This window comes from Formosimonas limnophila, from assembly GCF_014652675.1.
GTDB classification, from domain to species: Bacteria; Pseudomonadota; Gammaproteobacteria; order Burkholderiales; family Burkholderiaceae; genus Hydromonas; species Hydromonas limnophila.
On record NZ_BMZG01000031.1, the window covers coordinates 1 to 1,958 of the forward strand.

Consider the following 1,958-nt stretch of genomic DNA (forward strand, 5'->3'; position numbering starts at 1 on the left):
CTTCTGTGCTGACGACAAGTCGGCGATTAAGTCACCAAGGTGGTTTGATAAAGAGAACTGTACATTAACAATTAACAGCCGATAAGTGTGGGCATATGTAGCGAGTCTGAATGAGAATTTGGACTTTAAACAAACAATGCTCATGCTTGACGAAACAAAGCAGATGGTTGAGTTAAATCAACTGTCGAAATGTCAGTCAATACTTGAGAGTGACCTTAGGGTCACATTGCGAAAGCATATGATATTAAACTGAAGAGTTTGATCATGGCTCAGATTGAACGCTGGCGGCATGCTTTACACATGCAAGTCGAACGGCAGCATGACCAAGCTTGCTTGGTTGATGGCGAGTGGCGAACGGGTGAGTAATACATCGGAACGTACCGTTTAGTGGGGGACAACTTTCAGAAATGGAAGCTAATACCGCATACGAACTACGGTTGAAAGCAGGGGACCTTCGGGCCTTGTGCTAAACGAGCGGCCGATGGAAGATTAGCTAGTTGGTGGGGTAAAGGCTCACCAAGGCGACGATCTTTAGCGGGTCTGAGAGGACGATCCGCCACACTGGAACTGAGACACGGTCCAGACTCCTACGGGAGGCAGCAGTGGGGAATTTTGGACAATGGGGGCAACCCTGATCCAGCAATGCCGCGTGAGTGAAGAAGGCCTTCGGGTTGTAAAGCTCTTTTGTTAGGGAAGAAAAGGTAAGTAATAATACTGCTTGCTGATGACGGTACCTAAAGAATAAGCACCGGCTAACTACGTGCCAGCAGCCGCGGTAATACGTAGGGTGCAAGCGTTAATCGGAATTACTGGGCGTAAAGCGTGCGCAGGCGGCCTGTTAAGTCAGATGTGAAATCCCCGAGCTCAACTTGGGAACTGCATTTGAAACTGATAGGCTAGAGTGTGTCAGAGGGAGGTAGAATTCCACGTGTAGCAGTGAAATGCGTAGAGATGTGGAGGAATACCAGTGGCGAAGGCGGCCTCCTGGGATAACACTGACGCTCATGTACGAAAGCGTGGGGAGCAAACAGGATTAGATACCCTGGTAGTCCACGCCCTAAACGATGTCAACTGGTTGTTGGGTCTTCATTGACTTAGTAACGAAGCTAACGCGTGAAGTTGACCGCCTGGGGAGTACGGTCGCAAGATTAAAACTCAAATGAATTGACGGGGACCCGCACAAGCGGTGGATGATGTGGATTAATTCGATGCAACGCGAAAAACCTTACCTACCCTTGACATGCCACTAACGAAGCAGAGATGCATTAGGTGCTCGAAAGAGAAAGTGGACACAGGTGCTGCATGGCTGTCGTCAGCTCGTGTCGTGAGATGTTGGGTTAAGTCCCGCAACGAGCGCAACCCTTGTCATTAGTTGCCATCATTAAGTTGGGCACTCTAATGAGACTGCCGGTGACAAACCGGAGGAAGGTGGGGATGACGTCAAGTCCTCATGGCCCTTATGGGTAGGGCTTCACACGTCATACAATGGTCGGTACAAAGGGTCGCCAAGCCGCGAGGTGGAGCCAATCCCATAAAACCGATCGTAGTCCGGATTGGAGTCTGCAACTCGACTCCATGAAGTCGGAATCGCTAGTAATCGTGGATCAGAATGTCACGGTGAATACGTTCCCGGGTCTTGTACACACCGCCCGTCAAACCATGGGAGTGGGTCTCACCAGAAGTAGGTAGCCTAACCGTAAGGAGGGCGCTTACCACGGTGGGATTCATGACTGGGGTTAAGTCGTAACAAGGTAGCCGTATCGGAAGGTGCGGCTGGATCACCTCCTTTCTAGAGATGCAGAGTAATTTATTACTGATGCTGACAATAGAAGCTACATGTGCTCACACTTATCGGATGTTTAATAGTTAGCGATAATCCTTAGGGGGATTAGCTCAGCTGGGAGAGCACCTGCTTTGCAAGCAGGGGGTCGTCGGTTCGATCCCGTCATCCTCCACCA

At 50.0% G+C, this 1,958-nt stretch carries 1 tRNA gene and 1 rRNA gene; both read left to right on the forward strand.

The features are described 5' to 3' along the window. Positions 1-246 precede the first annotated feature (246 nt). Positions 247-1,789: ribosomal RNA gene (locus IE082_RS10990) — 16S ribosomal RNA — on the forward strand. A 93-nt stretch (positions 1,790-1,882) separates the two neighbouring features. Continuing rightward, positions 1,883-1,958, forward strand: a tRNA-Ala gene (locus IE082_RS10995).